The sequence below is a fragment of the Microbacterium sp. Leaf151 genome, from assembly GCF_001424225.1.
Lineage (GTDB): Bacteria > Actinomycetota > Actinomycetes > Actinomycetales > Microbacteriaceae > Microbacterium.
The window spans coordinates 823,382-846,978 of record NZ_LMOR01000004.1; the positions used below are offsets into that span (position 1 = coordinate 823,382).

Annotated in this window: 31 protein-coding genes; 8 read left to right on the forward strand and 23 right to left on the reverse strand. The window is 68.0% G+C overall.

The genetic code is table 11. The annotated features are described in order from the left end of the window. The first annotated feature begins 138 nt into the window (after positions 1-138). Both ASF76_RS14525 and ASF76_RS14530 read left to right on the forward strand, forming a co-directional pair. A complete protein-coding gene (locus ASF76_RS14525; RefSeq protein WP_055959282.1) occupies positions 139-432 on the forward strand; it encodes a hypothetical protein in 294 nt (97 codons plus the stop codon). Between the two features lie 95 nt (positions 433-527). Next, positions 528-983, forward strand: a complete 456-nt coding sequence (locus tag ASF76_RS14530) for a MarR family winged helix-turn-helix transcriptional regulator (protein ID WP_055959285.1) — start codon at positions 528-530, stop codon at positions 981-983. A 6-nt stretch (positions 984-989) separates the two neighbouring features. Here ASF76_RS14530 and ASF76_RS14535 read toward each other — a convergent pair whose 3' ends face one another. Continuing rightward, positions 990-1,304: a DUF7882 family protein gene (locus tag ASF76_RS14535; protein ID WP_055959287.1), complete on the reverse strand. Its 315-nt coding sequence runs from the start codon at positions 1,302-1,304 to the stop codon at positions 990-992. Positions 1,305-1,377: 73 nt separating this feature from the next. On the opposite strand from ASF76_RS14535, the gene ASF76_RS14540 reads away from it, so the two are divergent. Together ASF76_RS14540 and ASF76_RS14545 are read left to right on the forward strand one after the other, a co-directional pair. Then, positions 1,378-2,394, forward strand: a complete 1,017-nt coding sequence (locus ASF76_RS14540) for a glycoside hydrolase family 6 protein (RefSeq protein WP_055960185.1) — start codon at positions 1,378-1,380, stop codon at positions 2,392-2,394. 117 nt (positions 2,395-2,511) lie between these two features. Beyond that, a complete protein-coding gene (locus ASF76_RS14545) occupies positions 2,512-3,384 on the forward strand; it encodes a response regulator transcription factor (RefSeq protein ID WP_055959289.1) in 873 nt (290 codons plus the stop codon). Between the two features lie 89 nt (positions 3,385-3,473). On the opposite strand, the gene ASF76_RS14550 is transcribed toward ASF76_RS14545, so the two are convergent. Beyond that, positions 3,474-4,943 carry a glycosyltransferase family 2 protein gene (locus ASF76_RS14550; protein ID WP_055959292.1) on the reverse strand — a complete coding sequence of 490 codons (1,470 nt, stop codon included), beginning with the start codon at positions 4,941-4,943 and terminating at the stop codon, positions 3,474-3,476. Positions 4,944-5,086: 143 nt separating this feature from the next. On the opposite strand from ASF76_RS14550, the gene ASF76_RS14555 reads away from it, so the two are divergent. Together ASF76_RS14555 and ASF76_RS14560 are read left to right on the forward strand one after the other, a co-directional pair. Further along, positions 5,087-6,160, forward strand: coding sequence for a hypothetical protein (locus ASF76_RS14555; RefSeq protein ID WP_055959294.1), 1,074 nt, complete (start codon positions 5,087-5,089; stop codon positions 6,158-6,160). Positions 6,161-6,242: 82 nt separating this feature from the next. Further along, positions 6,243-7,910, forward strand: a complete 1,668-nt coding sequence (locus ASF76_RS14560) for a sensor histidine kinase (protein ID WP_082485115.1) — start codon at positions 6,243-6,245, stop codon at positions 7,908-7,910. A gap of 39 nt (positions 7,911-7,949) precedes the next feature. On the opposite strand, the gene ASF76_RS14565 is transcribed toward ASF76_RS14560, so the two are convergent. Beyond that, entirely contained in the window at positions 7,950-8,582 is a 633-nt protein-coding gene (locus ASF76_RS14565; RefSeq protein WP_235561315.1) for a hypothetical protein, read from the reverse strand. A 76-nt stretch (positions 8,583-8,658) separates the two neighbouring features. Here ASF76_RS14565 and ASF76_RS14570 point away from each other — a divergent pair, with 76 nt between their 5' ends. Next, positions 8,659-10,425 carry a DUF4012 domain-containing protein gene (locus tag ASF76_RS14570; RefSeq protein ID WP_055959296.1) on the forward strand — a complete coding sequence of 589 codons (1,767 nt, stop codon included), beginning with the start codon at positions 8,659-8,661 and terminating at the stop codon, positions 10,423-10,425. A gap of 188 nt (positions 10,426-10,613) precedes the next feature. Continuing rightward, positions 10,614-11,168 carry a hypothetical protein gene (locus ASF76_RS14575; protein ID WP_156459273.1) on the forward strand — a complete coding sequence of 185 codons (555 nt, stop codon included), beginning with the start codon at positions 10,614-10,616 and terminating at the stop codon, positions 11,166-11,168. Positions 11,169-11,236: 68 nt separating this feature from the next. On the opposite strand, the gene ASF76_RS14580 is transcribed toward ASF76_RS14575, so the two are convergent. From ASF76_RS14580 to rplX, 20 genes are all read right to left on the reverse strand, one after another. Then, on the reverse strand, positions 11,237-11,929 hold the full coding sequence (locus tag ASF76_RS14580) for an endonuclease/exonuclease/phosphatase family protein (protein ID WP_055959300.1): 693 nt from the start codon (positions 11,927-11,929) through the stop codon (positions 11,237-11,239). Between the two features lie 67 nt (positions 11,930-11,996). Continuing rightward, positions 11,997-12,854 carry a tRNA pseudouridine(38-40) synthase TruA gene (gene truA / locus ASF76_RS14585; RefSeq protein ID WP_055959302.1) on the reverse strand — a complete coding sequence of 286 codons (858 nt, stop codon included), beginning with the start codon at positions 12,852-12,854 and terminating at the stop codon, positions 11,997-11,999. A gap of 99 nt (positions 12,855-12,953) precedes the next feature. Further along, positions 12,954-13,514, reverse strand: a complete 561-nt coding sequence (gene rplQ / locus ASF76_RS14590; protein WP_055959304.1) for a 50S ribosomal protein L17 — start codon at positions 13,512-13,514, stop codon at positions 12,954-12,956. A 43-nt stretch (positions 13,515-13,557) separates the two neighbouring features. After that, positions 13,558-14,547 carry a DNA-directed RNA polymerase subunit alpha gene (locus ASF76_RS14595; RefSeq protein WP_055959305.1) on the reverse strand — a complete coding sequence of 330 codons (990 nt, stop codon included), beginning with the start codon at positions 14,545-14,547 and terminating at the stop codon, positions 13,558-13,560. 188 nt (positions 14,548-14,735) lie between these two features. After that, positions 14,736-15,134, reverse strand: a complete 399-nt coding sequence (gene rpsK, locus ASF76_RS14600; RefSeq protein ID WP_013583990.1) for a 30S ribosomal protein S11 — start codon at positions 15,132-15,134, stop codon at positions 14,736-14,738. Positions 15,135-15,170: 36 nt separating this feature from the next. Continuing rightward, positions 15,171-15,545 carry a 30S ribosomal protein S13 gene (gene rpsM / locus ASF76_RS14605; protein WP_055959307.1) on the reverse strand — a complete coding sequence of 125 codons (375 nt, stop codon included), beginning with the start codon at positions 15,543-15,545 and terminating at the stop codon, positions 15,171-15,173. 169 nt (positions 15,546-15,714) lie between these two features. Continuing rightward, positions 15,715-15,831 (reverse strand): 50S ribosomal protein L36, encoded by a 117-nt coding sequence (gene rpmJ, locus ASF76_RS14610; protein ID WP_005050492.1) that lies wholly within the window; start codon positions 15,829-15,831, stop codon positions 15,715-15,717. A 61-nt stretch (positions 15,832-15,892) separates the two neighbouring features. Further along, complete coding sequence (infA, locus tag ASF76_RS14615; RefSeq protein ID WP_013583992.1) at positions 15,893-16,114, reverse strand: translation initiation factor IF-1; 222 nt, start codon at positions 16,112-16,114, stop codon at positions 15,893-15,895. A 141-nt stretch (positions 16,115-16,255) separates the two neighbouring features. After that, a complete protein-coding gene (locus ASF76_RS14620) occupies positions 16,256-16,954 on the reverse strand; it encodes a DsbA family protein (RefSeq protein ID WP_235561316.1) in 699 nt (232 codons plus the stop codon). 2 nt (positions 16,955-16,956) lie between these two features. Further along, entirely contained in the window at positions 16,957-17,799 is an 843-nt protein-coding gene (gene map, locus ASF76_RS14625) for a type I methionyl aminopeptidase (RefSeq protein ID WP_156459274.1), read from the reverse strand. A 1-nt stretch (position 17,800) separates the two neighbouring features. After that, on the reverse strand, positions 17,801-18,397 hold the full coding sequence (locus tag ASF76_RS14630) for an adenylate kinase (protein WP_055959313.1): 597 nt from the start codon (positions 18,395-18,397) through the stop codon (positions 17,801-17,803). After that, positions 18,394-19,716 carry a preprotein translocase subunit SecY gene (secY, locus tag ASF76_RS14635; protein ID WP_055959315.1) on the reverse strand — a complete coding sequence of 441 codons (1,323 nt, stop codon included), beginning with the start codon at positions 19,714-19,716 and terminating at the stop codon, positions 18,394-18,396. Before secY ends, ASF76_RS14630 begins: the two co-directional genes overlap by 4 nt. A 110-nt stretch (positions 19,717-19,826) precedes the next feature. Next, the gene (gene rplO, locus ASF76_RS14640) at positions 19,827-20,357 is read right to left on the reverse strand and encodes a 50S ribosomal protein L15 (protein ID WP_082485117.1); all 531 of its coding nucleotides are present in this window, start codon (positions 20,355-20,357) and stop codon (positions 19,827-19,829) included. Next, the gene (gene rpmD / locus ASF76_RS14645) at positions 20,357-20,542 is read right to left on the reverse strand and encodes a 50S ribosomal protein L30 (RefSeq protein ID WP_013583998.1); all 186 of its coding nucleotides are present in this window, start codon (positions 20,540-20,542) and stop codon (positions 20,357-20,359) included. Before rpmD ends, rplO begins: the two co-directional genes overlap by 1 nt. Next, positions 20,542-21,222 (reverse strand): 30S ribosomal protein S5, encoded by a 681-nt coding sequence (gene rpsE / locus ASF76_RS14650; RefSeq protein ID WP_055959318.1) that lies wholly within the window; start codon positions 21,220-21,222, stop codon positions 20,542-20,544. The genes rpmD and rpsE overlap by 1 nt, the downstream gene beginning before the upstream one ends. Further along, positions 21,219-21,578 carry a 50S ribosomal protein L18 gene (gene rplR / locus ASF76_RS14655; RefSeq protein ID WP_043361012.1) on the reverse strand — a complete coding sequence of 120 codons (360 nt, stop codon included), beginning with the start codon at positions 21,576-21,578 and terminating at the stop codon, positions 21,219-21,221. The genes rpsE and rplR overlap by 4 nt, the downstream gene beginning before the upstream one ends. Positions 21,579-21,580: 2 nt before the next feature. After that, the gene (gene rplF / locus ASF76_RS14660; RefSeq protein WP_055959320.1) at positions 21,581-22,117 is read right to left on the reverse strand and encodes a 50S ribosomal protein L6; all 537 of its coding nucleotides are present in this window, start codon (positions 22,115-22,117) and stop codon (positions 21,581-21,583) included. Positions 22,118-22,123: 6 nt separating this feature from the next. Further along, positions 22,124-22,522: a 30S ribosomal protein S8 gene (gene rpsH, locus ASF76_RS14665; RefSeq protein WP_055959322.1), complete on the reverse strand. Its 399-nt coding sequence runs from the start codon at positions 22,520-22,522 to the stop codon at positions 22,124-22,126. 92 nt (positions 22,523-22,614) lie between these two features. Continuing rightward, a complete protein-coding gene (rplE, locus tag ASF76_RS14670) occupies positions 22,615-23,235 on the reverse strand; it encodes a 50S ribosomal protein L5 (protein WP_235561318.1) in 621 nt (206 codons plus the stop codon). A 2-nt stretch (positions 23,236-23,237) separates the two neighbouring features. Beyond that, positions 23,238-23,597: a 50S ribosomal protein L24 gene (rplX, locus tag ASF76_RS14675; protein ID WP_013584004.1), complete on the reverse strand. Its 360-nt coding sequence runs from the start codon at positions 23,595-23,597 to the stop codon at positions 23,238-23,240.

A 23,597-nucleotide genomic window follows, 5' to 3' on the forward strand; every position in this document is an offset into this window, starting at 1 on the left:
GCTAGTTCGCCCTGCGGGCGGGCCCTGCGGGCTTGACGAGGTACTCATGACGACCGCTACGGCACCCGTCCGGATTTCGCAACCCCGGGACGCCTTCCGCCTGCCCCGGTTGACTGGATCACGAACAGGAGGTGCACCGTGACCCTGACCGACGCCGCGTCCCCCGCGATCCGCGACGGCGATCTCGATGCCCTTCTGGTGCGCGCCGCCACGGGCGACTGCGATGCCTTCGTCGCGTTCTACGATGCGACGGCGTCGCGGGTGTATGCGGTGCTGTTGTCGGTGACGGGTGTCGCCGACCGCGCAGACGCGCTGCTGGAGGGCATCTACCTCGAGGCGTGGGAACGCATGCGTGGGCGCAGCGCCCCGCCGTGCCCTGGGATGCACTGGGTGTCCTCGATAGCCCACCGACACGCCACCGGCCGTCGCTGAGTCCGCCGGCGCGCGGTCTCACTTCGTTCCGCCACCGTGATTCTCGGCTGTCGAACTAGAATGACCGCACGGGTGGCTGAGCCTCGAGGAGACGTATGACGATCGAGATCGAAGACGACGCCGCGACCACCGCTGCACGGGCTGTTGAGCGCCTACGCCTCGCCGAGGCGCGGCTCGCCCGCCGCCGCCAGTCCGATTGCGGGCCGAGCGAGAACGCGCGCGCCGCGATGCGCTTCATCCTCGAGCGCGCCGACGCGGGAGCCACCGTCACGCCCTCCGAGCTCGCTCAGCACCTCGGCATCTCCGCCGCATCGGTCACCGGCATGCTCGACCGGCTGCATGCCGGTGGTCTGGTCGCGTTCGTCGCGAACCCGACCGACCGTCGCAGCAAGTTCGTCGTGCCGTTCGACCGCGGGACCGATCCCGACGCCATCGATCCGGTCACGGCGCAGATCCGTGCCTTCGCTGCCGAGCTGCCCGACGACGCGGCAGACCACGTGGCCGCGTTCCTCGACCGCGTACGAGAAGTCGTCGACGCGGAATGCGCCTGAGCGCGATCACACGCTGGGCGGCGAGTCGGCATCGGGCTCGGGGGTGACGCTGAGTCCCTGGGGCGCGCTCGCCTCGTTCATCAGGTCCTCGACCCACCGGCGATTCAGCTGCGGGGGCTTGCTGCCGTAGAAGTGGAAGACGAGGGGGATCGACGGCGAGATCCACAGGGAGCGCGTGCCGCTTCCGTCTCCCATCGGGAAGTGGAACATGAACGGCTCGCTGCGGCGCAGCTTGTTCATGAAGACGACGCGCAGGTGTGAGAGCGTCCGGTCCTCGATGTCGAATGTGTGACCGAGCGTGTTGTAAACCAATTTTCCCACCGCACAAGTCTATATCGCGCGGCTCACGAACTATCTGACGGATAGGCGCATCGTGATGGATAGAGTGCTTCGCGTGCCGACACCGCGTCCGACTCCGAGGTCACGGCGACCGCGTCCGCGCGTCGCTCGCCGCGTCGTCGTCGCGCTGGGCGCGGTGGCATTGATCGTTGCCGTCGGCATCGCCGTGGCCTCCACGCTGCTCGCCGCGTCGCCGGAGGCCCCGCACGTCGGCACACGTATCCTCGTGCCCGCTGCATCCAAGGCGGCGAGCGCCGCATCCGACCCCGCCGCCGACCTCGAGCAGACCGCCGCGGCGGAATGGTTGGCGCAGCAGCCGACCACCGTGTGGCTCACTCCGGAGTCCGACCCCGTGGACGCCGTGGAGGAGCGCGTGGCCCGCCTCCTCGACGAGGCACGCGACCAGGGTGCCGCCCTGTCCCTCGCCGTGTACGGTCTCCCCGACAGGGACTGCGGCAATCAGTCGGCGGGAGGCCTCGCTCCCGACGCCTACGGCGAATGGACCGCGCGCATCGGTCGAGCGCTGCACGCGGTAGCCGGCGTCGACAAGATCGTCATCCTCGAGCCCGACAGCATCGCCCTCGCCTCGTCGTGCGGCTCGATCGCCGAGCGCACGGCCCATTTGCGCCGCGCCGTCGACAACCTCAGGGGCGACGACATCTCTATCTACGTCGATGCAGGGCACTCCGCCTGGCATCCGGTGGATGAGATGGCCGCGCTGCTCCAGGCGACGGAGCTCCTGCCCGAGGTGCGCGGAATCGCCCTCAACGTCTCGAACTACCAGGACACCACCGCCGAGATCGCCTACGCGCACGCCCTGTCGGATCGCCTGGGCGGCACGCACGCCATCATCGACACCTCACGCAACGGCGCAGGTCCCGCGGGAGCGCAGTGGTGCAACCCGAGAGGCCGCCTCGTCGGCAGTCCGAGCGGCTCGTTCGGCGACGAGGTCGTCGACACGAACCTCTGGATCAAGCCTCCCGGCGAGAGCGACGGGTGGTGCAACGGCGGTCCTGCCGCCGGCACGTGGTGGCCGGATGCCGCGGTCGAGCTGACAAGGGAGAGTCGCTGACCGGCGCAGCCGCTGTCCACGACGCGAAGTGTGCCAAGATGGCGCTCGTCGCACTGCGACACCGTGTCTCGGGGGAGAACGCGGGCGCGTCACGCGCGAAGGCGGAGGAGTAGGGCAATGAGCGACACGACAGCGCGGGCGAAAACGGCGGTCATCGTCGAAGACGATCCCGACATCCGGCATCTCCTCGCCGACGTCCTCGAGTCGGCGGGGTTCTCCACGGTCTCCGTGGGGAACGGCATCGACGGCGTCCGCGCGGTGATCGCGTACCAGCCGCTCATCACCACGCTCGACGTGAACATGCCGGGCATCGACGGTTTCGAAGCCGCCCGCCGTATCCGTCAACAGAGTGACACGTACATCATCATGCTCACGGGCCTCGAGGAAGAGGCTGACGTCGTACTCGGTCTCGGAGCCGGCGCCGACGAGTACGTGGTGAAGCCGTTCCGGCCCCGCGAACTTCGCGCGCGGATCGAGGCGCTGCTGCGCCGACCGCGCGCCGGTGAGGCTGGTGCGCCCGCGCCCGCCCCGCGGCAAGAGAGCGTCGGCCCGTCTTTTCCTGCCCCTCGTTCAGAGGCCGAAGAGGCAGGCCCGACCACGGGGACCGATGTCATCGTGCGTCCATCGGTCGGCGAGATCGTCTCCCCCGGAGACGTCTGGCTCGTTCATCGCGATCTGCACCTCGATCCCGACAGTCGACTCGTGCGGCTCGCGGGTGACGAGCTCGACCTCACCCGCACGGAGTTCGATCTGCTCGCCACGCTGATGGAGTCCAAGCGACGCGTCCGCAGCAAAGCGGACCTCACACTCGTTCTCCGCGGCGAGTCCTACGTCACCAGCTACTTCGTCGGCGACGCCGACAAGCGGGCGATCGAGGCGCACATGACGAACCTCCGCCGCAAACTCGGCGACACCCCGGCCAACCCGCGCTACATCGAGACCGTCCGGGGCGTCGGGTATCGCCTGACGTCGGAGCATTCCGCGTCCTGATGTCGCCGCACGAAACAGATGCCGCGCCCCCTCCCGGGGCCGCGGCATCCGCCCCTCCTCTCGTTCGGGCGATCGGAGGCGATCGTTCGTCAGACCTTGAAGCCGTGCTGGCGACGAACGAGCTTGGAGAACATCATCAGCGTCTGCAGCACGGTGACCACCCCGACGATCGGCCACCCGATCCACAGGATCGACGACTGGACGGTCGGCCCGACCAGCATCCAGATGACGGCCAGTGCGACGGCGGCGGCGACGAGGACGAGCAGCGGCACCCAGTGCCCCAGCCCCCCGCCGCGCTCCGCCTTCGCCTGCATCGCCCAGTTGTCCACCTTCTTGCGCGACAGGAAGCGAGACCACGAGCGCACGAAGTGACTGATGCGCACCCACATGAAGATCTCGGCGGGCAGGAACAGCACGGCGAAAAAGATATCGGTGCGGTTGACGTTCTTCATGGTGCGCGCGATACGCAGGTTCAACAACATGGCCACCGCCGGCGGGATGAGCCACAGCGGCGAGAACGCGAAGGCATCGATCGACAGCGAACCGGCGAGCAGCGTCAGAAACGCCACTCGGACGAAGAGGTTGGTCAGCATGCCGAAGTTCTCGAACCACCGCAGGCGCAGGTTCGGGTGGAAGGGTTGACCCTTCGTGTCGCCCCGCTGACCGGGCCACATGAGCTCGATCGCCCCATAGGTCCACTTGACCTGCTGCGCGTCGTACGCCGAGAGGGTGGTCATGCCGCCCACGTCGGCGCGAGCGAACGGGCTGATCTTCGTGAGGTACCCGGCGCTCTTGATCTGCAGCGAGAGCAGCGAGTCCTCGACCTCGGAGTCCTTCACCCACGGAGTCGACTGATGGTTCTGCGCCATGGCCTCGCGCAGGGCGCTCGTGGAGAAGATCGAGAACTGCCCCCCGAGCACGGCCATGTTGCGCCCGCGCAGCATGTTCTGCAGGTTGAAGGCGGCGAACTGGGTCCGCTGTCCGGCGATGAGGAAGCGGGCCATCGCACCGGTGATGGGCTTGTCGTCGATCGTGTATATCGCCGAGATGCCGCCGATGCGCGAATCCGAGACGGCCTCGCTCTCGAGGTACTCCACGGCCCGACTGTCGGCGACGGTGTCGCCGTCGACGCCCAGCAGGTAGTCGTATCCCTCGACGAGGGCGTAGCCGTAGTTGAGCGCCCCGACCTTCTTGTCGGGGTTCTTTCCGATGTCGTGCACGAACACCTCGGTGAACTGCTCTCCGAGATCGGTGCGCAGCTCATGGGGACCGCTGTAGGCGGAGGCGATCTTGACCGTCGCATCCGAGGTGTTGTTGACGACGACGTGGATGACATCCGGCACGCGGGTCTGCGCGAGAAGCGCCTCGATGACGCCCGCGATCGACTCCTCCTCGTTGTAGGCGGGGATCACGCACCCGATCGTCGAGCGGTGCACGTTGGTGTCTTCGAGAACCGACGCGAACTCGTCGGCGAGAGTCTCGTCGTGAACCGGCGTCTGCTCGAGCTCGTGCACGCGAAGCGTGCGCGAGCGGGGTGTGAACTCTCGCACATCGGTCATGACGGGGCCTTCCTCTCAGCGGGTGACCTGTTGGCCGGTACCGACTCTGGGCCACCCGCCGCAACGCCCCGCCTGCGCCGGGGCCCGGCCTCCGCAAGATTCGCGCAAGATTCGCCGGTCCGTCTTCGAGGAGCGAGCGTCGCATGATCGTCCTTGCGCTCGTGTCGACAATCGCGGCTGCCGTCTTCGCCCTCACCGTCCTGTTCCTCGCCCATGGACGGCGCGACGACGATCGCGGCGGGGCCCGCGCCGAGATGGTGCGGTACTTCGGGATGTCGGCGCTCGCCGCCCTGCTGTGCGGGGCGATGAACGTCCTCGAGGCGGCGGGCGCCGGGACCGCAGCCGCCGCGGGCGGAAACGCCACCAACGTGATGGCTGCCGGTCTGCTGTGGGCGGGTGCGCGTCGCCTCAATCTCCGCCGCACCGTCGGCGCGATCGGTGTCGTCGCGACCGGGATCTTCCTCCTGGGACTGACCTTCGTCGTCTCCCTCGAGGACGCGACCGTGCTCAAAACCGCCGGGCTCGCCGTTTTCGCCCTGCTCGGCGCGGTGGAGTGCGCGCATCGTCCGCTGGGCGACCTGCGCGGAACACGGGTGCTGACGTGGACCCTCGGGGTCTTCGCCGCCTACAACGTCGTACGGCTCGCGGTGGTCGCGGCGGTCGGCACCGCCCCTCTGGTGGAGCCGGGGCGCCTCTCCGCCGAGGCGACCGCCATCGTGAGTGCGGTCGCCATCGCCTTCGTCACCGTGGGCGCGGTTCGCCTCGGCCGCCAACTCGACGACCGACCGTCACCCGGCACGCGCGCCCACGACCGTGGAGCCCTCCGGCGCGAGGCCGCGCGTCTGATCGCGGCGCACGGTCGCCTGCGGGTCACGGTGGTGCACGTGCCCGAGCTCGACCTCATCCGGACCGCACACAGCATCGACCGCGGGCGCGAGATGCTGAGAGCAGCGGCTGATGCGGTGGATGACGCGTTACCCGACGGAGCGGCAGGCATTCCCGTGCGTGATACCGTGTTCGCCGTTTCCTCGGTGAAGACGGCCCCCGATGAGACGGAAGACGCCATTCGTCGCGCGTGGGCCCGGCGCATGGACCTCCTCGGCTCCGACGACGTTCCCGACCTTTCCTTCCAGTACTCCCTGGTCTCGACGGTCGACGGTCTGTCCGCACTCATGAAGCGCCGCATCCCGCGTCCGCGCTCCGGCACGCTCCGGTGAAGCGATGAGCCCACGTTCACGGGGGACGGGACCCGATCGAGCGACCGCCGCGGCCCCCCTCGGCGTCGATAAACTCGCAGGCATGGCATCGCCGAGGAGCCTCCCGTCTGCGGCACTCCCGGACGCCGCGGGCGATGACGACGCAGCCGGTCCCGGCGGACGCACGCGGTCCGTGTGGCTCCTGCAGCTCCTGCTCGGTGCGAGCGTCATGATCACCGTCCTGCTGGTCCAGATGATCGAACCGACACTGTTCTCCTACTGGCCGTTCTCGGCCGGCGTCGGCGTCGTGATCGCCCTGACGGCCGTAGCCATCGTCGTGCCCTGGCATCGGGTCCCCCGCGCTGCCGTCTCCCTCATCCCGTTCGGTGACATCATCGCCATCGGACTCATGAGCGTCGGCACTGACCTCCGCTTCGGATTCTTCTGGGTGTTCCCCATCATGTGGATCGCCACGCACTTCACGCTCGTCCCCCTCGTCTCCGCGCTCGGTGCGGTCACGGTCGTCATCCTCGTCGACGTGACGCTCAACGCGGCAGGGCCGTCCTCCGCGCTCCGGCTGCTCGTCGTCCTGCTGTCGCTGACCTTCATCGCGATCACCGCGTACCTGTCCGCCCGACAGACCCGCGCGTTCAAACAGCTGCTCCGGCGTCAAGCGAGCCGGTTGCAGGGCACGCTGCAGCGCGTCTCCGGCCAGGAGCGTCGCGTATCGCAGATGCTCAACGGTCTCGATACCGGAATCGCACGGCTCTCCGCGCACGGCGAGGTCCTCGCCCTCAACGACACCTACGTCTCCCTCTACGGTGTCGAACGCGACGAACCGCAACGCCCCGGTGGTGCGGTGGAGTACGCGACGCTGCGCGGCGAGCCCCTGCCCGACAACGAGCGTCCCTTCGCTCGGGCGGCGCGCGGTGAGCAGCTCGACGATGAGAGGGTGTGGCTGTTCGACACCCGCGGCGAGTGGCGCGCGTTGTCGGTGTCGACGCGACGGCTGGTCTCGTCCGACGAGCCGGAGGGGACGCTGCTCATCGTCCACGATGTGACCGCGCTCATCGAATCCGAACGAGCACGCGAGCGCCTGGCGGCCACGGTGTCGCACGAGCTGCGGAACCCGCTCACCGCCATCGTCGGACACGCCGATCTCGCCCTCGACGACCCCACCCTTGCGCCCAAGGTGCGCGAGCAGCTCGAGGTCATCGCCGGCGCAGGGGAGCGCATGCAGAAGCTCATCTCGGAGATCCTCGCGTCCTCCCGCGGGGTGTTCCGCGAGATGGCGGCACCCACCTCCGCCGACGCGAGTCGGATCATCGCGTCTTCGCTGGAGTCGTTCCGCCCCGCGGCCGCTTCGCGCGGCGTCAGCGTTCTCGACGAACTCCCCCCGACCGCTGATGTGGCGTGCGATGGTTTCCGCCTTCGCCAGGCCTTCGACAACATCCTGAGCAACGCGATCAAGTACACGCCATCCGGCGGCACGATACGCATCTCCGGCGAGGTGAGCCCCGACGACGTCATCCTGCGCTTCGCCGATTCCGGCATCGGCATCGGTTCCGATGACCTCCCGCGCGTGTTCGATCCGTATTTCCGCGCGCGGTCGGCGCGCGAGAGCGCCACACCGGGTACCGGCTTGGGCATGGGGATCATCCGCACCATCGTGGAGGATCAGGGCGGATCGCTCTTCCTCGAGAGCGAACTCGGCGTCGGCACCACCGTGACGGTCATCCTGCCTGCGCTCTCAGACGATCACCCCTCCTGAACACGCGGTCGCACCGAGCGAGGCTGCCGCTCCCGACGACTACCCGCCCGACACCGCCCCGCCGCCGGCGATCGCCACGGTGAGCGAGTCGCTCGCGGTCTGCTTCGCGAATTCGTCCGAGGTCGGCGTGGTCTGAACGAGGTACTCGAAGGTGAAGCGCAGGGTGACAAAGGTTGCATCGGGTGGAACCTCGCCGACGGTGAAGGTCTGCGAGTAGCTGTAGGGCGAGAGCACCAGATAGCCGGGGGCGTCTGCTTGGTCGACCTGCGGCGTCAGGGGCGACAGCGACTCCGAGGAGTTGCCGGGCACGGCCGTCATGGTTGCGCGCTGGAGGTAGACCTTCTGGCCGTCGTCGGGCGTCACCGTCGTCACCATCGACAGGTTCACGGGCTTCAGTTCCGTCGACGTCCAGCGATCCATCGACAACGTGGACCAGTAATCGACCTGCGCCGTCACGGCACCGGCGGTCAAGGTGCGCTGGGTGAAACCGCTCGACAGATCGTTGGGAACGGGCTGCGGGGCGACAGAGGCGGTCGGCGCAGCCGAGGGGGCGGAAGGTTCCCCCGCACCCTGCGCCCAGGGCGGGGCGCCGCACCCGGTCATCGTCGTCACGCACGCCGCGGCGAGCGCCACCGCTGTGATCGCCCTGACACGTCCCGCTGTCAGCTCCATAGCTTCTCCCCCGAGTAGATCCCTTCAGCCTAGAGGTGCCGCCGGCCACCCCCCACGATCCGCCTAGGGTGATCGCGTGATCGCCGAACCCCGCCCTCGATCCTCGTCTCGTGCGCGCCGCGCCTTCGCCGGCACGGTCTGTCTCATCGCCCTCGCGGGAATCGCGATGACCGCGTGGATCGGCGTGCGAGCCGCGCTCGCGCAGACGCACCTGCTGCAGGCACGGGCGGCGGTGTCGGCCGCGACGAGCGCGCTCGATGATCCCGCGGCCGCGATGACCGTCTTCGCGTCCATCGGTGACGACACGTCCGCGGCACGCGAACTGACCGGCGACCCCGTCTGGAGACTCGCCGAGGCGCTTCCGTGGATCGGACCGCAGCTGTCGGCCGTCTCCGACACCGCGAGTGCGATCGACAGCGCCGTCAGTGCCCTCGAGCCGCTGGCCGACGCCTCCGCCGAGTTGTCGGTCGAGGTGATCCGCCCCGTCGACGGCACCGTCGATGTCGCAAGGATCGCCGCCATCGCCCCCGCGGCCACCGCTGCCGCGTCCACGCTCAGGGAATCGGCCGACCGTCTGACCGCCATCGATCAGGGCCCGCTGATCGGGCGTGTGGCGGAGGGGGTCTCGAAGGCGGGCGAGCTCCTCGACACGGCGGCCGACGGGGCCGACGCGCTCCAACGCGCCGCCCGTCTCCTGCCGGTGATGCTCGGCGCCGACGGCCCTCGATCGACGCTCGTGCTGTTCCAGAACAACGCCGAGTGGCGCTCGCTCGGCGGTGTCGTCGGCGCGGTCGCCCAGCTCGACACCGTCGACGGCCGGATGACGCTGGCAGCCCAGGCGTCCTCCGCCGACTTCGGCGACCTGGGCGCGGCGCCGGTGGCCGGTCTCGCGGCCGATGTGCAGAGCATCTACGACACCCGTCCCGCCCGATACCTGCAGAACACCACGCAGGTGCCCGACTTCGCCGTCGGAGCTCCGCTCGCGCGTGAGATGTGGCGTCGCGTGCACGGCACGACCGTCGACGCCGTGGTCGCCCTGGATCCCGTGTCCCTGTCCTATCTGCTGCGCGCGACGGGTCCCGTGCGCCTGGCGTCCGGCGATGACCTGACCGCCGACAACGCCGTCCGACTCCTTCTCGACGAGACCTATCGCCGCTACTCCGACCCGCGCGAACAGGACGCCTTCTTCCAAGGCGCGGCGGGGGCGGTCTTCCAGGCCCTCGCCGAAGGTCGGGTGGATCCCAGGGCCCTGGTGGATGCCGTCGGCCAGGCCGGACGCGAGCGGCGGTTGCTCGTCTGGAACGCGGACGCCGCGGAGCAAGCCGTGCTCCAGGGGTCGACTCTGCAGGGCGCCCTCCCCGTCTCCGACGGTACGCGCAGCACTTTCGGCGTCTACCTGAACGACGGCACGGGCTCCAAGATGGACTACTACCTCCATCCCCTCGTCGAGACGGCGTGGTGCGGCGCCGACGTGGCTTCGGTGCACGTCGAGCTGCGCAGCGACGCCCCCGACCCCGCCTCGCTCCCGGCATACGTGACCGGGGGCGGCGAGTACGGCGTGCCCGTCGGCGACGCCCTCACCGGGGTCTACGTCTACCTCCCACCCGGCGCGGAACTCCTCGAGCGTCGAACGACCGGCGAAGACGACGCGGCGGGGTTCGCCGGCGGGGTGCACGATGGTCGCGAGGTGGTGAAGTGGTCCGTGAGCGTGGCCCCCGGCGAGACCGCGCGGCTCGACCTCCTCGTGCGATTGACGGGCACCCCCGAACTGGATGCCGTCGCCACGCCCACCCGTGACAGCTCCGAGCTCCCCCGCGGCGGGGAGTGCCGCTTCCCCGGGTGACCGCGCACGGACGTGCCCCGTAATGGGGTGAACTCCAAGGCATCACCGCGTGAAACCAGCTCGTACCGGGCGAGTCGCACACTCCTCCTCCACAAGACTCTCCGCTAGAAGCCACTCGGACTGCGGCAGGCGGACCTCGCCCCGCATCCCCGTGCCGGCTCGACTTCGCCAAGCAGATGGGGCACACCATGAAGACCAAGATCGTCCGGGCCGTCGTTGCGCTCTCGCTCGCCGCGGCCGCGCTGATGGCCCCTACGGCCGCCAACGCCTACACCGACCCCGCCGTCATCAGCGTCTCACCGTCGGTGGCCGCCCCCGGCGGCGTTGCAACGTTCACCACCGACCGCGCGGCCTACCAGGGCGATGAAGAGATCATCATCTCCGTCACCGGCGGCGCCGCGAAGAGCATCACGCTCGCCTCGGTCGCGACCGAGACCAACGACTCCCTGCGTTCCCGCGCAGTCAACGGCTACCTCAAGACGCCGGTGCGCTTCCCGAGCAACGCCAAGGGCGTCTACTACTTCACCTTCACCGGCGCCACGAGCGGTGTCGTGCTGCACTCGAGTGTGACCGTCACCCCGGCGGGCTCGATCACGTCCCCCGCGAAGGGCGGCCTGGCCGTGACCGGCTTCGACGCCGGCAACACCGCCGGCCTCTGGATCGCAGGCGGGGCGCTCGTCCTCGCGGGCGGCGCAGTGGCGATCGGTACCGTCGTCCGTCGTCGTCGCAGCGCGCAATCCTGACCCACCGCCCGAACGCGTGAGGGGGTCGTCTTCGGACGACCCCCTCCTCGTCTTTCACCTGTCGAGGATCAGCTCAGCCCTCCGCCGCGGGATGCCGTGACCTCGGCCGTGATGAGGATCGGCAGATGGTCGCTGAGACCCTGCGGCAGCGTCGTGATGTGGGCAATGTCGAATCCGACCGAGGTCGCGAAGTCGTAGTGTCCGCGGAAGAAGCGGTAGCGGGTGTACGTGCGCGCGTCGCTCAGGGTCAACTCATAGCCCTGGTCACGGACCTTCTGTCCCAGATTCTCCTTGAAGACCGGGTAGTTGTAGTCCCCCACCATCAGCGCGGGAAGGCCGGGCCCGAGGTTCTGGAGTTCGGTGAGCGCCGTGCGGATCTGGTGTCGTCTCAGCGAGTTCAGGGCGGTGAGGGGCGCGGCGTGGAAGGAGGCGACGATCACGTCGCGCCCCGTGTCGATGTCACGCAGCCGAACCCCCAGCATCCGCTCTTCTGCGGGCTTCAGCACATAGTCGTGCAGGGACTTCTTCAACGAGATGGCCCGCACCTCTTCGGCGCGGAACGTGTTCTCCCGGTAGTACACGGCGAGACCGAGGCGGTTGCGTTGGGTGGCCTCGGCGAGACGCAACCCTCCGACCTGTTCGGGAATGTCGTTCGTGTCGCACTCCTGCAGGCACAGCACATCCACCCCGTGCGTCTCGAGGAGCGCGGTCAGCTCACCGGCAGCACGGTGCTTGTTGAGGTTGTAGGAAATGACCTTCATGGCGATGTCAGCATACGTCCGGCTGCACGGCGCCTCCCGAGGGGTTGCATCGGCGCCCGGAGGGGAATCAGGATGCCGGGTCGTCGGCATCCCGACGCCTGCGTGTCTGTTCGGCGCGCGCCGCCAGCAACTCGTCCGCCGGGTAGCCGACCTCTGCGAGGACGAGCCCCCGCGCGGCCAGCACTTTGGTCTCGGGGATGCGCATGCGCGCGTCGCGGATGGCCACGACATCGTCGACCTCGATACGCCCCTCCCCCACGGCGACGCACGCCCCCACGAGGGCACGCACCATGCTGTGACAGAACGCGTCCGCCCGGACGTTCGCCACCAGGACACCGTCGTCACCGCGCCGCCAGTCGTACTCCAGCAGAGTGCGAATGGTCGTCGCCTCTTCGCGCGCCTTGCAGTACGCGGCGAAGTCGTGCAGGCCGATCAGACGCGAGGCGGCGGCATCCATCGCCTCCAGGTCGAGGGTGCTGCGCAGGGTGGTCGTGCGCAGGCGATCGAGCGGGTCGTAGCCCGCGTTCGCATCCGCCAGTCGGTACGCGTACCGCCGCCACACGGCGGAGAACCGCGCGTCGAACCCGTCAGGGGCACGCGACGCGCGCAGGACGGAGACGTCGGGATACTGGCCCAGGACGCCGCGTACACGGCCCGGGAGGGCGGCGATGGCGTCGGCCTCGTCGTGGTCGCGACGCCGTCGTGGCAAGCGCGCGATCTGGTCCTCGTCGAGATCCAGGTGCGCGACCTGCCCCGACGCATGCACGCCGGCATCGGTGCGTCCCGCCACGATCAGCCGCGGGGCGCCGCCGACGATGCGCGTGAAGGCCGACTCGAGTTCGCCCTGCACCGTGCGCAGCCCCGGTTGCCGGGCCCACCCTCGGAAGTGTGTGCCGTCGTAGGCGATGTCGAGGCGGATACGCACCCCACCAGCCTACGAGCACCGGACGGTGGCCGCGGAGCCCGGGAACGACGATGCCCCCACCCGAATCGGGGTGAGGGCATCGTACGCGGTGAGAGAGACTCAGGCCTTGGCGTCGCTTTCGACGGCGTCGGCGGCGGCGGCCTCCGCGGCCGCTCCCTCTTCGGGCGACTCGGCGCCGGCCTCGGCTGCCTCGTCGGTGGTGTTCTCCGCGGCGGAAGCCTCGTCGGCGACGGGCTCCTCGGCGGCCGGTGCGGCAGCGGCGGCGGGAGCCGCGGCGGCCTTGTTCGACGCCTTCTTCGCGACGGGCTCGAGAACGAGCTCGATTACGGCCATGGGGGCGTTGTCGCCCTTGCGGTTTCCGACCTTGGTGATGCGGGTGTATCCGCCGTCACGCTCGGCCACCAGGGGCGCGATCTCCGTGAACAGCGTGTGCACGACGTCCTTGTCGCCGATCACGCCGAGCACGCGACGACGCGCGTGCAGGTCGCCGCGCTTGGCGAAGGTGATGAGGCGCTCGGCGAGCGGACGCAGGCGCTTCGCCTTGGTCTCGGTCGTCTTGATGGACTTGTGCGTGTACAGCGCTGCGGCCAGGTTGGCGAGAAGCAGACGCTCGTGGGCCGGGCCGCCTCCGAGGCGGGGACCCTTCGTGGGCTTAGGCATGTCGTGTTACTCCAGTGAGAGGTTCGGTCGGGTCCGACCGGGGTCAGACGGTCTCTTCGTCGTAGCCGCTGTAGAACTGGGCGCCGTCGAAGCCGGGCACCGAGTCCTTGAGCGACAGGCCGAGGGAGGTGAGCTTGTCACGCACCTCGTCGACCGACTTCTGACCGAAGTTGCGGATGTTCATCAGCTGCGTCTCGGAAAGGGCCACCAACTCCGAAACGGTGTTGATGCCCTCGCGCTTGAGGCAGTTGTACGAGCGGACCGAGAGATCGAGGTCTTCGATCGGCATCGACAGCTCATTCGAGAGGACGGTCTCGACCGGCGCGGGGCCGATCTCGATGCCCTCGGCCTCGACGTTCAGCTCGCGAGCGAGGCCGAACAGCTCGGTGAGGGTGCGTCCGGCCGAGGCGACGGCGTCGCGCGGGGCGATGGATGCCTTCGACTCGACGTCGAGGACGAGCTTGTCGAAGTCGGTACGCTCACCGGCGCGCGTGGCGTCGACGCGGTAGCTGACCTTGAGCACAGGCGAGTAGATCGAGTCGATCGGGATCTGACCGGCCTCGGCGTACTCGTTGCGGTTCTGCGTCGCCGAGACGTAGCCACGGCCACGCTCGATGGTGAGCTCGAGCTCGAACTTCGCGGTGTCGTTGAGCGTCGCGATGACCAACTCGGGGTTGTGCACCTCGACACCCGCGGGAGCGGAGATGTCGGCGGCGGTGACCTCACCGGAGCCGGTCTTGCGCAGGTACGCCGTGATGGGCTCGTCGCGCTCGCTCGAGACGACCAGCTGCTTGATGTTCAGGATGATCTCGGTGACGTCTTCTTTCACGCCCGGGATGGTGCTGAACTCGTGCAGCACGCCGTCGATGCGGATGCTCGTGACGGCCGCGCCGGGGATCGACGACAGGAGGCTGCGACGCAGCGCGTTGCCGATCGTGTAACCGAAGCCGGGCTCCAGCGGCTCGATGACGAAACGGCTGCGGAACTCCCCGATCTTCTCCTCGGTCAGAGTGGGACGCTGTGCGATGAGCACTATGTGTTCCTTTCGATCACGTGCCCGCTATATGACACGTGTAATGGGGTGAGGTGTTGAGTTGTACTCGCGGGATGCCGCGTCACGCGGGCGGTGCGCCGAGGGCGAGCCGTGGCATCCGGAAGTCTGTTTCGCGCGCAAGCGCGCCGTTCCCGGGGAGCGACGAACACTCCCCGGGAACGATCGCGTCAGACGCGGCGGCGCTTGGGCGGACGGCAGCCGTTGTGGGCCTGCGGCGTCACGTCCTGGATGGAACCGACCTCGAGGCCGGCGGCCGTGAGCGAGCGGATCGCGGTCTCACGACCCGAACCCGGTCCCTTCACGAAGACGTCGACCTTCTTCACACCGTGCTCCTGCGCCTGGCGAGCGGCCGACTCGGCGGCCATGCCGGCGGCGTACGGCGTCGACTTGCGCGAGCCCTTGAACCCGACACCGCCGGACGAAGCCCAGCTGATGACGGCACCCGAGGGGTCGGTGATCGAAACGATGGTGTTGTTGAACGTCGACTTGATGTGGGCCTGGCCCACGGCGATGTTCTTCTTCTCTTTGCGGCGCGGCTTGCGCGCGGCGGACTTGGCCTGTGCCATGTGCGTTCTCCTGAATCCTGACGCTCAGCCCGCGGCTTAGCGCGCCTTCTTCTTGCCGGCGACGGTGCGCTTGGGACCCTTGCGGGTACGCGCGTTCGTCTTCGTGCGCTGACCGCGCACCGGGAGGCCGCGACGGTGGCGGATGCCCTCGTAGGAGCCGATCTCGACCTTGCGGCGGATGTCGGCGGCGACCTCGCGACGGAGGTCACCCTCCACCTTGTAGGTGCCTTCGATGTGGTCGCGCAGGGCGACCAACTGGTCGTCGGTGAGATCCTTCACGCGGATGTCGTGATCGATATCCGTTGCCGCGAGGATCTCGACGGAGCGGGTGCGACCCACGCCGTAGATGTAAGTAAGTGCGATCACCACGCGCTTGTCGCGCGGGATGTCGACGCCGGCGAGACGTGCCATGCGGCTCTCCTCAGAGTGTCGTGGAGGTGTGGAGCAGGATCGGTGCTCGGGCCTCCGCCCCGAGGTGTCCCCGTCACACGATCGCTGAGCCTGTCGAAGCGCCCGGACGATGACGGATCTGATCCTGCCGGTGTGTATTCAGTTGGAATGGGGTCGAACGGCGAAGAGTTCAGCCCTGGCGCTGCTTGTGGCGCGGGTTGCTCTTGCAGATCACCATCACGCGCCCGTGACGACGGATCACCTTGCAGTGGTCGCAGATGGGCTTGACGGAGGGGTTGACCTTCATGATGTTCCTGTTTCGCTGTCTTCGAACGCGCGGGGTGCGGCTCGTTACTTCTCGGCCGGGCTCAGCGGTAGCGGTAGACGATACGACCGCGGGTGAGGTCGTATGGGCTCAGTTCGACGACGACCCGGTCTTCCGGGATGATGCGGATGTAGTTCTGCCGCATCTTGCCCGAAATGGTGGCGAGCACCTTGTGACCGTTGGTCAGTTCGACACGGAACATCGCGTTGGGCAGTGCCTCGGACACCGTGCCCTCGATCTCGATGACACCGTCTTTCTTCGCCATAAACTCGCTCACGCTCAATTGCAGACCGGCCGGTCTGCGGTGGATGGGGATTCGGTGCTTCGACACGCCAATAAAGGCGCAACGCACCAAAGATCAAGCATACGTGGTATCGCCCACTCCGGCAACTCGCCGGGAGTGTCGTCAACCGTTGAGGCGGTCGACGATGTCCTTCTGCGGGTCGCCCGTCAGGTCGGTCTGATTCGCGAGGACGGTTCCGTCCACGGCGATCGTCGGCGTTGCGATACCGCCGCTCCCGGGTTGCACGGGGGTGTTCTGGGTCATCGCCGTCACGAACCTCGTGTACGTCCCGTCGGAGATGCACGACGTGGCGGCATCCGACGCGCCCACCGAGGTGGCGACGGACGCGAGGGTGGCGTCGTCCAGACCGGCCGTGTTCTCCGACGGCTGCTGCGCGTAGAGGGCCTTCACGAACGCGGGAACGTTGGCGGCGTCATCCACGGCGACGCAGTAGGCCGCGGAGGCCGACCGTGTGGAGTACTCGGTGCCCTGGGAGGCGCGGTCGAGGATCGAGATCGGGTGGATGTTCAACGTGATCTCGTCGCTGGCCACGAGCTCGTCAAGCGTGGGCCCGTAGGCCTGCTCGAACTGGTTGCAGACCGGGCACATGAAGTCGATGTACGTGTCGACGGTCTTCTCTCCGGACCCGACCGCGATCGCACCCGTCTCGGTGTTGACCGCCGACGACTCCGGGAGTGTCCCGGGCGAGGTCGCCTGGCTGTTGGCGAACCACACGACACCCGCCACGATCAGGACGACGACGAGCGCCGCCGCCGTCACTGCGATCGCGAACCAATTGGTGGACTTTCGCACAGCAGCCATCATCATGAATCGATCTCCTTCGGCACCACGCCGAACGGCGCCAGCTTCTCGGCACCCCCGTCGTGAGCGGTCAGCACCCAGATGCCCCCATCATGCACGGCGACGCTATGTTCCCAGTGGGAGCCGGCCGTCCCGTCGAGGGTCGACACCGTCCAGCCGTCGTCTTCCACGAAGGTCTCCTGTTCGCCGATGACGACCATGGGCTCGATGGCCACGGCCAGCCCCGGACGCACCTCCGCCCCGCGGTCGGGCACCGCGTAGTTGAAGATGCTCGGCGACTCGTGCATCTTGCGACCGATGCCGTGACCGACGTAGTCGCGCAGGATGCCGTATCCCCCATCGGGGGCATGGGCCTGGATGTACTGCTCGATGGCGGCTCCGACCTCGCCCAGGTGCGACGCGCGGCTCAGCGCGGCGATACCCGCCCACAACGATCCCTCGGTGACCTCGGAGAGACGTCGACGTGGCGCCACGATGTCGTCGGGAGCGTCGCCCGGGACGATCACGGTGAACGCCGAGTCGCCGTTCCATCCGCGCAGCTCCGCGCCCGCGTCGATCGAGAGGATGTCGCCGGCCCGCAGAGGGCGATCGTTCGGGATGCCGTGGACCACCTGCTCGTTGACCGAGGCGCAGATCGTGTGCCGATAGCCCCGCACCATCTGAAAATTCGACACGGCGCCGCGCGAGGTGATGAGCGCAGACGCCGCGGCGTCGAGCTCGAGCGTGGTGACCCCCGGAGCCACCAGCGCACGAACCGCGTCCAAAGCGTCGGCGGTGATGAGGCCGGGCTCGATCATCGAGCGCAGTTGGGCCGGCTTCTTGTAGACGGAGGAACGAAGACCCACGTCACGCAGCCGGTGACGCATGGAGACCACGCGCTTCGAGGGCCGCGAAGATGCGGGCGGTCACCTCGTCGAGACTACCGACGCCGTCGATCTCGTCGACCACCCCGCGCGTACCGTACACGTCGAGGATGGGAGCCGTCTCGCGCTCGTAGATGCCCAGGCGCGTCGCGATGGCCTCTTCGGTGTCGTCGGCGCGCCCCTGCTCGGACGCACGGGCGGTGAGCCGCGACAGCGACTCCTCGCGGGGTACGACGAGGGCGATGACCGCGTCGAGCGATTCGTCGCGACCCTCGAGGAATTCGTCGAGGTGCATCACCTGGGCGAGGTTGCGCGGGTAGCCGTCGAGGAGGAAGCCCTCTGCCGCGTCGGCCTGCGACAGTCGGTCACGCACGACCGCACTGGTCAGCTCGTCGGGGACGAGGCTCCCGCCGTCGATGATCGCCTTGACCTGCTGGCCCAGCTCGGTCCCCTGGGCGACGTTGGCCCGGAACACGTCGCCGGTGGAGACCACCGGGACCCCGAGTGCCTCTGCGATGCGGACGCCCTGCGTTCCCTTGCCCGACCCCTGCGGGCCCACGATCAGAAGACGCGCGCTCATCGAAGCAGCCCCTCGTAGTGACGCTGCTGAAGCTGCGCATCGATCTGTTTCACGGTCTCGAGACCGACACCGACGATGATCAAGATGGAAGCGCCGCCGAACGGGAAGTTCTGGTTGGCCCCCACCGTCGCGAGTGCCACCAGCGGCAGCAACGCGATGAGACCGAGGTAGATCGAACCGGGCAGGGTGATGCGCGTCAGGACGTAGTCGAGGTACTCGGCGGTCGGACGCCCCGCGCGGATGCCGGGGATGAACCCGCCGTACTTCTTCATGTTGTCGGCGACGTCGACCGGGTTGAACGTGATGGCGACGTAGAAGTAGGCGAACCCGATGATGAGGAGGAAGTAGATCAGCATGTACAGCGGGTGATCGCCACGCGTGAGGTACTGCGAGATCCACGTCACCCACGGCGACGGCTCCTGGCCCGGCTGCGGCTGGTTGAACTGCGCGATGAGGGCCGGGATGTACAGCAGCGACGAGGCGAAGATGACGGGCACGACGCCGGCCATGTTGACCTTGATCGGGATGTAGGTGTTCGTGCCGCCGTAGGTACGACGGCCGACCATGCGCTTGGCGTACTGGACCGGGATACGCCGCTGCGATTGTTCGACGAACACCACGAGGGCGACGATGACGATACTGACGGCCAGGACGAGCAGGAAGACCTCGACGCCGCGGGCGTTCAGGATCGACAGCATGGCGCCGGGGAAGGTCGCGGCGATCGAGGTGAAGATGAGGATGGACATACCGTTGCCCACGCCGCGCTCGGTGACGAGTTCGGCGAACCACATGACCAGGCCGGTACCGGCGGTCATCGTGATGATCATGAGCAGCTGGGCCCACCAGATGTCGTTGGTCAGCAACTGCTGGCACTCGGGCACCCCGGCCGAGCCGAAGAGCTGGCCCGAGCGCGCGACGGTGACCAGCGTGGTCGACTGCAGCAGCGCCAGCGCGATCGTGAGGTACCGCGTGTACTGCGTGAGCTTCGCCTGACCCGCCTGACCCTCTTTGTAGAGAGTCTCGAAGTGCGGAATGACCACGCGCAGCAGCTGCACGATGATCGTCGCCGTGATGTACGGCATGACCCCGAGAGCGAAGATCGACAGCTGCAGCAGAGCGCCGCCCGAGAAGAGGTTCACCAGGGACAGCAGACCCTCGGTGCCACCCGACTGGTTCAGACACTGCTGAACGTTGGGGAAGTCGACGAAGGGCGTCGGCACGTGGGCACCCAGCCGGTAAATGGCGATGATGCCCAGCGTGAAGGCGATCTTCCGCCTCAGGTCGGGCGTGCGGAAAACCCGCGCGATGGCGCTGAACAAGGGAGATTCCTCCAGAACGATCTCGGAGCGCGGCAGTGCGCACTCCCAATCAGACTAATGCAGAAGGGGCCGACGGCCGTAAGGCCGCCGGCCCCTTCCGGGTCGGGTCGTCAGTTGACGGTACCGCCGGCGGCGACGATCTTCTGCTCGGCGGAGCCGGAGACCTTGTCGACGGAGACGGTCAGTGCGACCGAGATGTCGCCGGTGCCGAGCACCTTGACCTTCTCGTTCTTGCGCACAGCACCCTTGGCCACGAGGCCGGCAACGGTGACGTCGCCACCCTGCGGGTAGAGCTCGCCGAGCTTGTCCAGGTTCACGACCTGGTACTCGACGCGGAACGGGTTCTTGAAGCCGCGCAGCTTCGGGGTGCGCATGTGCAGCGGCATCTGCCCACCCTCGAAGCCGACCTTGACCTGGTAACGGGCCTTGGTTCCCTTGGTACCGCGACCGGACGTCTTACCCTTCGAGCCCTCACCGCGACCCACACGGGTCTTGGCGGTGCGGGCGCCCGGGACGGGACGCAGGTGGTGGACCTTGAGCACGCCGGGGCGCGCCGCGGGGGCTTCCTTCTTACCGGCCTTGGCGGCCGATGCCTTCTTGGGGGCGTCGACCGTTGCGGTCTCGTCCTTCTTGGCAGCCATTAGTCGATCTCCTCAACCTTGACGAGGTGGGCGACGGTCTTGACGTAGCCGCGCGTCTGCGCGTCGTCGGGACGGACGACCGAGTCGCCGATCCGCTTCAGACCCAGCGAACGCAGCGTGTCACGCTGGTTCTGCTTCTCGCTCACCTTGGACTTGATCTGCGTGACCTTCAGACGCTCGGCCATCAGGCACCTACCTTCTGAGCGGCTGCCTCGGCGCGCACGAGGCGGGCCGGGGCGACCTGGTCGAACTCCAGGCCACGGCGGGCAGCCACGGCGCGGGGCTCCTCGAGCGCCTTGAGCGCCTCGACGGTCGCGTGCACGATGTTGATCGTGTTCGACGAGCCGAGGGACTTCGACAGGACGTCGTGGATGCCGGCGCACTCGAGCACGGCGCGGACGGGACCACCGGCGATGACACCGGTACCGGCGGCGGCGGGGCGCAGGAGCACCACACCGGCAGCGGCCTCACCCTGCACGGGGTGCGGAATGGTCGAGCCCGAACGGGGAACGCGGAAGAAGTTGCGCTTGGCCTCTTCGACACCCTTCGAGATGGCGAGGGGCACTTCGCGCGCCTTGCCGTAGCCGACACCGACCACGCCGTTACCGTCACCGACGACGACGAGTGCGGTGAAGCTGAAGCGACGACCACCCTTGACGACCTTCGAGACGCGGTTGATGGTCACGACGCGCTCGAGGAACTGGCTCTCGTTGCGGTCGCGCGAACCACGGTCACGCTGGTTGGTGTTGCGCTCACGACCACCGCGACGCGGCTCGCGCTCACGCTCGGCGGGAGCCTGAGCGGCAGCCGCACCCTCAGCCGGGGCAGTCTGCTCGGTCACTTCGGTCTCCTTGTTGTCACTCACAGGTTCAGCCCTCCTTCGCGAGCTCCGTCGGCGATCGCGGCGACGCGGCCGGCGTAGCGGTTACCGCCACGGTCGAACACGACGTCGGAGACGCCCACGGCCTTGGCACGCTCGGCGACGAGTTCGCCGACCTTGCGGGCCTTGGCGGTCTTGTCACCGTCGAAGCCGCGCAGGTCGGTCTCGAGGGTGGAAGCGGAGGCCACGGTGTGGCCCTTGCTGTCGTCCACGACCTGGACGAACACGTGGCGCGCGGAGCGCGTCACGACGAGACGGGGACGCAGCTCGGTGCCGACGACCTTCTTGCGAAGGCGCGCGTGGCGACGAGCACGAGCGACGGACTTTGTCTTGACAGCCATGGTCACTTACCACTCTTTCCGGCCTTGCGGCGGACGACCTCGCCCGCGTACCGCACACCCTTGCCCTTGTAGGGCTCGGGCTTGCGGATCTTGCGGATGTTGGCTGCGGCCTCGCCGACGGCCTGCTTGTCGATGCCGCTCACGGTGACCTTGTTGTTGCCTTCGACCGTGAGGGTGATACCCGCGGGCGGGTCGATGAGGACGGGGTGCGAGAAGCCGAGGGCGAACTCGATCGCGCTGCCCTTCTGGGCGACGCGGTAACCCGTGCCGACGACCTCGAGGCCCTTGGTGTAGCCCTGGGTGACACCGATGATGTTGTTGTTGATGAGCGTGCGGGTCAGGCCGTGGAGCGACCGCGACTCGCGCTCGTCGTCGGGGCGGGTGACGAGAACCTGGTTCTCCTCGACCGACACCTCGAGGGGCTGTGCGATGGTGAGCTCGAGCTCGCCCTTCGGGCCCTTGACGGAGACGTCCCGGCCGTTCACCGAAACGGTGACGCCGGCGGGGATGTCGATGGGAAGACGTCCAATACGCGACATGTCAGATCACCACACGTAGGCGAGGACTTCCCCGCCGACGCCCTTCTGCTCGGCCTGACGGTCCGTGAGGAGACCGGAGGAGGTGGACAGGATGGCCACGCCGAGCCCGCCGAGGACCGTGGGGACCTCCGTCGACTTCGCGTACACGCGGAGGCCGGGCTTGGAGACGCGCTTGATCCCGGCGATCGACCGCTCGCGGTTCGGGCCGTACTTCAGCGTCATGTTGAGGGTGTGGCCGACACGGGCGTCTTCGACGTTCCAGTCGGCGATGTAACCCTCCTGCTTGAGGATGGCGGCGATGTTGGTCTTGAGCTTCGAGCTCGGCATCGACACGGAGTCGTGGTGCGCCGAGTTCGCGTTGCGCAGACGGGTCAGCATGTCTGCGACCGGGTCTGTCATCGTCATGTGTTGCTTCTTTCTTTCATGAGGTTTCGGCTGCCGTTACACGACAGTCGACCTTCGATGAGGGGCCCCCGGGTGTCCGGGGGCCCATGGGGTCAGGCCTGAGCGTCGGCCGACTGGAACGGGAAGCCGAGCTGGCGCAGCAGCGAACGGCCCTCGTCGTCGGTCTTGGCGGTGGTGACGATGGTGATGTCGAAACCACGCACGCGGTCGATGCGGTCCTGGTCGATCTCGTGGAACACGGACTGCTCCTGGAGGCCGAAGGTGTAGTTGCCGTTGCCGTCGAACTGCTTGGCCGACAGACCGCGGAAGTCGCGGATGCGGGGCAGGGCGAGGTTGACGAGGCGGTCCACGAACTCCCATGCGCGGTCACCACGGAGGGTGACGTGCGCACCGATGGCCTGGCCCTCGCGCAGCTTGAACTGCGCGATGGACTTGCGGGCCTTCGTGACGATCGGCTTCTGACCGGTGATCTTGGTGAGGTCGTCGACCGCACCATCGATCACCTTGCTGTCACGAGCAGCCTCGCCGACGCCGGTGTTGACGACGACCTTGACCAGGCCGGGCGTCTGCATGACGTTCGCGTAACCGAACTCCTCCTGCAGGGCCTTCTTGATCTCGTTGTTGTACTTCTGCTTCAGGCGGGGCTGGCCGGCGCCCTTCGAGGGCTGCCCTTCGGACGAAGTGCCAGTTACCGCGGCAGTGTCGGTGCTCATACTCAGAGGTCCTTGCCGCTCTTCTTCGCGAAGCGCACGCGGACGGTGCGCTTGACGCCGTCCTTCACCTGCTCCTCGACCCGGCGGCCGACACGGGTCGGCTTCTTGGTCGAGGGGTCGACGATCGCGACGTTGGAAATGTGGATCGGGGCCTCGAACGTCTCGATGCCACCGGTCTTGGTTCCGCGCTGGGACTGGCCCACGCGGTTGTGCTTGGTGACGTAGTTCACGCCCTCGACGATCACGCGGTTCTGCTCGGTGAGGACCTCGAGGACCTTACCCTGCTTGCCGCGGTCGCCGCCACGCTCGGGCTTAGCACCCGAGATGACCTGAACCAGGTCGCCCTTTTTGATTTTCGCCAT

Coding starts and splice junctions, on each gene's coding strand:
- ASF76_RS14530 (WP_055959285.1), top strand. CDS start 528: ATGACGATCGAGATCGAAGACGACGCCGCGACCACCGCTGCACGGGCT.
- ASF76_RS14545 (WP_055959289.1), top strand. CDS start 2,512: ATGAGCGACACGACAGCGCGGGCGAAAACGGCGGTCATCGTCGAAGAC.
- ASF76_RS14550 (WP_055959292.1), bottom strand. CDS start 4,943: ATGACCGATGTGCGAGAGTTCACACCCCGCTCGCGCACGCTTCGCGTG.
- ASF76_RS14555 (WP_055959294.1), top strand. CDS start 5,087: ATGATCGTCCTTGCGCTCGTGTCGACAATCGCGGCTGCCGTCTTCGCC.
- ASF76_RS14560 (WP_082485115.1), top strand. CDS start 6,243: ATGGCATCGCCGAGGAGCCTCCCGTCTGCGGCACTCCCGGACGCCGCG.
- ASF76_RS14565 (WP_235561315.1), bottom strand. CDS start 8,582: ATGGAGCTGACAGCGGGACGTGTCAGGGCGATCACAGCGGTGGCGCTC.
- ASF76_RS14575 (WP_156459273.1), top strand. CDS start 10,614: ATGAAGACCAAGATCGTCCGGGCCGTCGTTGCGCTCTCGCTCGCCGCG.
- ASF76_RS14580 (WP_055959300.1), bottom strand. CDS start 11,929: ATGAAGGTCATTTCCTACAACCTCAACAAGCACCGTGCTGCCGGTGAG.
- rplQ (WP_055959304.1), bottom strand. CDS start 13,514: ATGCCTAAGCCCACGAAGGGTCCCCGCCTCGGAGGCGGCCCGGCCCAC.
- rpsK (WP_013583990.1), bottom strand. CDS start 15,134: ATGGCACAGGCCAAGTCCGCCGCGCGCAAGCCGCGCCGCAAAGAGAAG.
- rpsM (WP_055959307.1), bottom strand. CDS start 15,545: ATGGCACGTCTCGCCGGCGTCGACATCCCGCGCGACAAGCGCGTGGTG.
- rpmJ (WP_005050492.1), bottom strand. CDS start 15,831: ATGAAGGTCAACCCCTCCGTCAAGCCCATCTGCGACCACTGCAAGGTG.
- infA (WP_013583992.1), bottom strand. CDS start 16,114: ATGGCGAAGAAAGACGGTGTCATCGAGATCGAGGGCACGGTGTCCGAG.
- ASF76_RS14620 (WP_235561316.1), bottom strand. CDS start 16,954: ATGGCTGCTGTGCGAAAGTCCACCAATTGGTTCGCGATCGCAGTGACG.
- ASF76_RS14630 (WP_055959313.1), bottom strand. CDS start 18,397: ATGAGCGCGCGTCTTCTGATCGTGGGCCCGCAGGGGTCGGGCAAGGGA.
- rplO (WP_082485117.1), bottom strand. CDS start 20,357: ATGGCTGCCAAGAAGGACGAGACCGCAACGGTCGACGCCCCCAAGAAG.
- rpmD (WP_013583998.1), bottom strand. CDS start 20,542: ATGGCCGAGCGTCTGAAGGTCACGCAGATCAAGTCCAAGGTGAGCGAG.
- rplR (WP_043361012.1), bottom strand. CDS start 21,578: ATGGCTGTCAAGACAAAGTCCGTCGCTCGTGCTCGTCGCCACGCGCGC.
- rplF (WP_055959320.1), bottom strand. CDS start 22,117: ATGTCGCGTATTGGACGTCTTCCCATCGACATCCCCGCCGGCGTCACC.
- rpsH (WP_055959322.1), bottom strand. CDS start 22,522: ATGACGATGACAGACCCGGTCGCAGACATGCTGACCCGTCTGCGCAAC.
- rplE (WP_235561318.1), bottom strand. CDS start 23,235: ATGAGCACCGACACTGCCGCGGTAACTGGCACTTCGTCCGAAGGGCAG.
- rplX (WP_013584004.1), bottom strand. CDS start 23,597: ATGGCGAAAATCAAAAAGGGCGACCTGGTTCAGGTCATCTCGGGTGCT.